Consider the following 6,473-nt stretch of genomic DNA (forward strand, 5'->3'; position numbering starts at 1 on the left):
GCGCTTGTACGCCGGCAAGCCAACCCGCTAAAACCAGCTTACCAAACCCGGTATGCCTGCCCGTTGAATCCGGCCGGCATTGTCGCCGGCCTCATACGCCGGCAACTGGCCGGTTTCGTGCCAAAGCCGAAACGCTAAGGCATAACACAGGACTCTGATCGGGTAATCCCTGGGCAACTGCTGAAAATAGGGCTGCATGGTAACGAAATCCACTGCACCGTAACGCTGCATGATGTGCTTCAAGCCGCCGTTTTGCGGCCCGATGTTATAAGCCAGTAAACCTAAAAACAGATCGCCTTTCATTTGCGCCAGATAGTGCTTCAAGGTGGCTGCGGCAACCAGCGCGTTGTGCTTCGAATCGGCCAAATTAACCGCTCCGCCTGCTATTTGGCTTGACACTTGCTGCAGGATAAATTTAGGAACCGCGGTAATTTGAAACAAGCCTTGGCCGCCGTCCGCACTGGTACGCGGCAAAAACGACGATTCGGCGGCAGCAACGCCATACAATAAATCAGGATCCAACTCGTAACTGGCCGCGGCGTAGCGAATGTCAGCGTCGAACGACTGAGCCCGGCCGATCAATTTGTTTAGCTGTGCGGAATCCGAACGCCGATAAGCGGCATAAATCTGGTGAGCTAAGGTAGTACGAGCGGCCTGTTGTTTTCCGCCGACCAAACTGCGCAACTGCTCAATAGCCATCGGAAAACCCTGTTGCCAAACAGCGTTCACCGTCCCGAAACAAACGCATAACGCCGTTAAAGCCGGCAACAACTCCGACTTTGCTACCAACCAGCGCCTGGATTTAAACCAAAGCAACAACAAGCCGGCCGCAACCGCGACCCATATCGCTATCCCCAATGCGAAAGGCAATAAGTTGGCAAAAAAGCCGGTACCGGAAAAGAATCTCGCCGAAGCCCCTAATACAAGTACCGTAGCCAGCAAGCCCGAGGCCGCCAATCCGGCGCATTCTACGCCGATCAACCCGAGAGCGGGGCCGCTCAGCCAAACGGACTGTTTGCCGAAATCGGCCTTACCTTTTGCCGAACGTTTCTTGCTCTTGGGCTTTACCGCGACTTTTTTAAGCGCCTTACCCGTCGATTTGTTGACGATTGAACTAACTGGTTTAGAGCGAGTGGACAAAGTGATATGCCGAACCTGGGAATGAAGAACACGCAGACGCGCGACGCGAGTGCATACGAACTAAAGGCACAACTTAAACCGTTTGTGAAACGCCGAAACGCTGTCATTATATCGGACTGGGCAAAAAACTCGCGGAGAACCTTAAGTGTTGGGAAGTTTGCAAAAGATGACGGTCGACCTGGAAAAACCGGTGCGCTACCGGCTACCCATCGGCGACCAGCAATTAGAGATCAATCCCCTGCTCGGAAAAACCCTGCAACTGCAATACAGCGGCAGGATATTGTGCGTACATTGCGGAAAAAAGACCAACAAAAGCTTCAATCAAGGCTATTGCTATCCTTGTTTCACCCGGCTGGCGCAATGCGACCTGTGCATCGTCAAACCGGAAACCTGCCATTACGCGGCCGGTACCTGTCGAGAGCCGAGTTGGGGCGAAGAGTTTTGCTTTCAGCCGCACATCGTTTACCTAGCCAATTCGTCAGGTCTGAAAGTAGGCATTACCCGCCGCTCGCAAATCCCGACCCGTTGGATCGATCAAGGCGCCGTGCAAGCGCTACCGATATTTGCCGCCCGCTCCAGACATATTTCCGGTTTGGCCGAAGTAGCCTTGGCCGCCCACGTCAGCGACAAAACCAACTGGCAGCAAATGTTGAAAGGTTCGGCCGCGCCGCTCGACTTACCGGCATTAAGGGACAACTTACTGGCTAAATGCGCCGATGACTTAGCGGCAATTTCCGCCCGACACGGCGCAGACGCCTTACATGCAATCGGCGACGCCGAAGCGCAAGTCGAAATCGATTACCCTGTGCTGCAATATCCAGCCAAAGTGAAATCGTTTAATTTGGATAAAGATCCGTTGATTGCCGGTCAGCTGGTCGGCATCAAAGGGCAATATTTGATATTCGACACCGGCGTCGTCAACATACGCAAATTCGCCGGTTACGAAATCCGAGCGGCTCTTTGAAACAAGCCGGGCTTTGTTGCAGACTCAACAGAATATCCCGACATTCAAAGCACCCCAAATCCCGCTACCGCGTACTCCATTACCGATAGGCAACCCACAAATAGTGTGATACGCTTCAAACTGCGCTATGTTCGACACATTTTTATATCTAGTGAGCACTCGTCTTTTTCACACTTACCAGCCGTCGCTGCAAGCAGGCTCTTTCGAAATTCCGGAGGGAAACATGCAAAAATCTAGGACCGCTAACACGCTCGGTCTGACGCTTCTATTGTCTTTATCAGCTAGTCCGGCGTTCGCAAACGAAGCGCCGGTAGCCAAAGACCTGCAAAAAACGCTAAGAGAAGACAAACCGGCTAACATCCTGTTAAAAGGTAGCGACGCGGACAAGGATGCGTTGACTTTTACGATTTCGCAAGCGCCGTCACACGGCACGTTATCCCCCGTAGGCAATAGCGGCAAACGCTTCAAATACACGCCCGCGGCTAATTACCACGGTACGGATAGCTTTACTTACACCGCAAACGACGGCGCATTGGATTCGCAGACCGCAACCGTCACCTTGACCGTTAAATCGGTAAATGACCGTCCGGTTGCCGAAGCCAAAAACCAAACCGTATTGACGACCGACCCATCGTTTACTTTCAGTTTAAGCGCCAGCGACATAGACGGCGATGAATTAACTTACAAACTCGCCGCTAGACCAAAGTACGGCAAAGTGGTAATCAACGCAAATTACGCTACTTACACGCCCAAGGCAAAGTTCAAAACCGGTAACCGCACCGACAAATTTAAATTCAAGGTTAAAGACAGTAAAAAAACCTCAAAACCGGTGTTAGTCAGTTTGACGATAACCGATACTCCATACGGCGAAATCAACGATACGGCGGTAACCCAATGTGCCAACGCCAGCCAAAACAATATGACTTGCCCTATTACCAATTTTGCTTCGCAAGACGCGGAATGGGGGCGTGACGTTGCGGCCGGCGTTACCGACGACAACGGCGTCGCCGGATTCGTCTTTACTAAGTTAGATAGTGACGGTACCGCCTTAACGATTCAAAACGCCGGCTGGAGCGATGAAGGTAGCGAGGCAGCCGGCACGCAATGGTCCTGCGTGAAAGATGAAACCACCGGCCTGACTTGGGAAATCAAAACCAACGACGGCGGCTTGCAAGACAAAGACAACGTTTACACTTGGTACCAAACGGACGCGAGTAACGACGGCGGCGACAGCGGCCAAAACTGCAGCACGAATGGCTGCACCACGGATACCAAAGCGTATGTTGCCGCTATCAACGCACAAGCTCTATGCGGCAAAACCGATTGGCGGTTACCGACCGTCGCCGAGCTATCCGACATCACGCTTATGAACGGCGCGACCGGGGCTATCGATAGTGCATATTTCCCGGAAGGGCAACAGAACGTGTATTGGACCTCTTCGCCATTAGCTGCCAGCAGCAGCATGGCATGGGCGGCTAATTTCGCTTCCGCCTATACCACTTCCGATCTTAAAGCCAACACCAATTTTGTGCGCTTGGTCAGAAGCGGCCCATAATTGCTACCCCAGCCGGCTCGGTGCATAACGCCGGGTCCGGCTGGGGCGTCTAATCCATAACTGTTCAGTAAAAACCGGGCAAAGCTGTTGTAGGTTCGAATTTATCGGATCATCAGGCTAAACTCTGGTTATTGCGCAAATAAATTCGCACCTACGCACAGCTGGCAACGCATAGCCTCCGGCATCCCGGCTCTAAAAAACTTCAGCGCAGCGCCCGGGCACGAGCCTAGACTGCCGCAACTTCACTTTCTCACAGCGTTGTTGCAAACACTGCCGCCGCCGCCTCTACCGTAGCATCGATGTCCGCAGCAGTGTGGGCTGACGATACAAAGCCGGCTTCGAATGCGGACGGCGCCATATAAACGCCGCGCGCCAACATAGCGTGAAAAAAGCATTTGAAACGCTCTTGATCGCAAGCGACCACCTGCGCAAATCGGCTAACCGGCGTTTGCTCGCTAAAGAATACGCCGAACATAGCGCCGACCTGATTGGTGGCAAATGCGATACCGGAGACATTGGCCGCTTGCTGCAGACCGCTCAACAATTGCGCGGTTTTGGCTGTCAACCCATCGTAGAATCCGGGAGCCGCAATCAATTCCAGCGTTTTCAACCCGGCCGCCATCGCCACCGGGCAACCCGACAAAGTACCGGCTTGATAAACCGGTCCCAACGGTGCCAGGCACTCCATGATTTTACGGCTACCGCCGAACGCTCCCACCGGCAAACCGCCACCGATAATTTTTCCCAGCGTGGTCAAATCCGGTCTCACCCCGTATAACCCCTGAGCGCCCTGCAGCCCAACCCGGAACCCGGTCATCACCTCGTCAAATATCAACACCGCGCCGTATCGATCGCAGACCTGGCGCAAAGTCTCTAAAAATCCGGGCTCCGGCGGAATACAGTTCATATTGCCGGCAACCGGCTCCACGATAATGCAAGCGATTTGCTCGCCGATTTCGGCGAAGGTAGCCTGTACCGCTTCGCCATCGTTGTAGGTTAACGTGATGGTATCCGCGGCTAACGCGGCCGGAACGCCCGGAGAGCTGGGTACGCCCAAAGTCAGCGCCCCGGATCCCGCCTTGACCAACAAGGAATCGGAATGGCCGTGGTAACAACCTTCGAATTTAACGATCTTATCCCGGCCGGTATAGCCGCGCGCCAAGCGTAACGCGCTCATCGTAGCTTCGGTACCCGAACTCACCATGCGCACCAGTTCGACCGACGGCAACAGCTCGCAGACTTTCTTCGCCATGGCAGTTTCGATTTCGGTCGGCGCACCGAAACTCAAACCTTTTTCAGCCGATTGCTTGACCGCCGCTATCACCTCCGGATGGGCGTGGCCTACTATCATCGGCCCCCAGGAGCCGACGTAATCGATATAACGCGCGTTTTCGCTATCGTAAACGTAAGGGCCTTCGGCACGGGAAAAATACACCGGCGTACCGCCTACACCGTTGAACGAGCGTACCGGCGAATTAACCCCGCCGGGTATGTATTGCTTGGCTTCCGAAAATAGAACGCTGGCTTCAGTCATGATTCGATGGATTGGAAAAACCTGGAAATCCGAGGCCGGCCGTTCGGCCTCGGTGTCACGGCAAACGCTCAATGTTTGCCGAAAATCTGCGGGCCTTTGGGATGTTGTTTGTTTTGCAAACAAAAATACGCAGCCGCGTCGAACTTAATCCGCAACGAATGCGTGTTCTCGTGTTGCTTCAAGAATTTTTTGGCATCTTCCGCCGTCAAGTCCTTCATCATGTACCGGGCAATACACATGCAGTCCTTGTCCAATCGCGGCTTGTCGACATCCGGGTTTTGCGAGGTTTTCAATTCGCGCGCCACGCACTGATCGGCAAATTCGTGCTCGAACTGGTGCTTGACCACGTCGGTGACGACTTCGTCGTGCGAATGATCGAAGGGGTTGTGAGCCGGCTTGGCCGAAGACGCACCGGCAGCCGGTGTAGACTTGGATTCGGCAGTTTTGTCATCGGAGCAAGCGCTTAGCAACAAGGCCATGCCTAGACCGGTTGCCAACGCGATAGAAAAGGTTCTGCTGTTCATAATCTTATAATTGTTCTAGTGAAGTAAATGGATTAACAAGTCGCTAAGGGCTTGTTGCTGGCGCGGCTGCCGTAAACGCTGAGCAGTAACGATACTCTTTAACTGCCTTAGGGCTAAATCGAAGTTATCGTTGACAATTAAATAATCGAACTCGGCGTGATGGCTCATTTCGGCGACTGCGTCGCGCATCCGGCGTTCGATGACCTCGGCATTATCCTGTCCGCGATTTTGCAAGCGCTGCTGCAACACCTCAATTGACGGCGGCAAAATAAAAATCGAAACCGCCTCGGGCAACATGCGCCGTACTTGGGCGGCGCCTTGCCAATCGATTTCCAAGATCACATCCAAGCCGCCGGCCAAATTATTCTGCACGGTTTGTCGGGCTGTGCCGTAAAAGTTGTCGAACACTTGGGCGTGCTCTAAAAAAGCCCGGTTTTCTATCATCGCTTTAAATTCGTCGACGCTGACAAAAAAATAGTCGACGCCGTGGGTTTCGCCGCTGCGCATGGCTCGGGTGGTATGCGACACCGAAACCGCCAATCCCTGAGTATCGGCTCGAAGCTGCTTCAACAAACTGGTTTTGCCGGCGCCGGACGGCGCCGAAACGATGTAAAGGGTACCGGTAATCATTTGCGGACTAAGGTTTAACAGTGCACCGGACATTCTTTAATCTTCACGCTTAACAGTCAAGCCAAAAAACGCCTTTTCGGGGGCTGTGGTATCATGGCTGGCCATTCACAGCCCGCATACATGCCA

At 53.5% G+C, this 6,473-nt stretch carries 6 protein-coding genes; 2 read left to right on the top strand and 4 right to left on the bottom strand.

Annotated features, from left to right (window positions below):
* Positions 1–27: 27 nt before the first annotated feature.
* Complete coding sequence (locus AB0A83_RS20360; RefSeq protein WP_367155066.1) at positions 28–1,140, bottom strand: transglycosylase SLT domain-containing protein; 1,113 nt, start codon at positions 1,138–1,140, stop codon at positions 28–30.
* Between the two features lie 145 nt (positions 1,141–1,285).
* On the opposite strand from AB0A83_RS20360, the gene AB0A83_RS20365 reads away from it, so the two are divergent.
* Together AB0A83_RS20365 and AB0A83_RS20370 are read left to right on the top strand one after the other, a co-directional pair.
* Positions 1,286–2,104, top strand: a complete 819-nt coding sequence (locus AB0A83_RS20365) for a DUF2797 domain-containing protein (RefSeq protein ID WP_232056722.1) — start codon at positions 1,286–1,288, stop codon at positions 2,102–2,104.
* A 223-nt stretch (positions 2,105–2,327) separates the two neighbouring features.
* On the top strand, positions 2,328–3,659 hold the full coding sequence (locus tag AB0A83_RS20370; protein ID WP_190303208.1) for an Ig-like domain-containing protein: 1,332 nt from the start codon (positions 2,328–2,330) through the stop codon (positions 3,657–3,659).
* 250 nt (positions 3,660–3,909) lie between these two features.
* Here AB0A83_RS20370 and hemL read toward each other — a convergent pair whose 3' ends face one another.
* The 3 genes from hemL to gmk all read right to left on the bottom strand — a co-directional run bounded on the left by hemL (position 3,910) and on the right by gmk (position 6,347).
* Positions 3,910–5,193 (bottom strand): glutamate-1-semialdehyde 2,1-aminomutase, encoded by a 1,284-nt coding sequence (gene hemL, locus AB0A83_RS20375; RefSeq protein WP_150051695.1) that lies wholly within the window; start codon positions 5,191–5,193, stop codon positions 3,910–3,912.
* A 68-nt stretch (positions 5,194–5,261) separates the two neighbouring features.
* Positions 5,262–5,717, bottom strand: a complete 456-nt coding sequence (locus AB0A83_RS20380) for a hypothetical protein (protein ID WP_150051697.1) — start codon at positions 5,715–5,717, stop codon at positions 5,262–5,264.
* A gap of 15 nt (positions 5,718–5,732) precedes the next feature.
* Positions 5,733–6,347: a guanylate kinase gene (gmk, locus tag AB0A83_RS20385; protein ID WP_150052118.1), complete on the bottom strand. Its 615-nt coding sequence runs from the start codon at positions 6,345–6,347 to the stop codon at positions 5,733–5,735.
* Positions 6,348–6,473 lie beyond the last annotated feature (126 nt).

It is taken from the genome of Methylomonas sp. HYX-M1 (assembly GCF_040741385.1).
Classification (GTDB): Bacteria; Pseudomonadota; Gammaproteobacteria; order Methylococcales; family Methylomonadaceae; genus Methylomonas; species Methylomonas rhizoryzae.

Coding starts and splice junctions, on each gene's coding strand:
- AB0A83_RS20380 (WP_150051697.1), bottom strand. CDS start 5,717: ATGAACAGCAGAACCTTTTCTATCGCGTTGGCAACCGGTCTAGGCATG.
- hemL (WP_150051695.1), bottom strand. CDS start 5,193: ATGACTGAAGCCAGCGTTCTATTTTCGGAAGCCAAGCAATACATACCC.
- AB0A83_RS20370 (WP_190303208.1), top strand. CDS start 2,328: ATGCAAAAATCTAGGACCGCTAACACGCTCGGTCTGACGCTTCTATTG.
- gmk (WP_150052118.1), bottom strand. CDS start 6,347: ATGATTACCGGTACCCTTTACATCGTTTCGGCGCCGTCCGGCGCCGGC.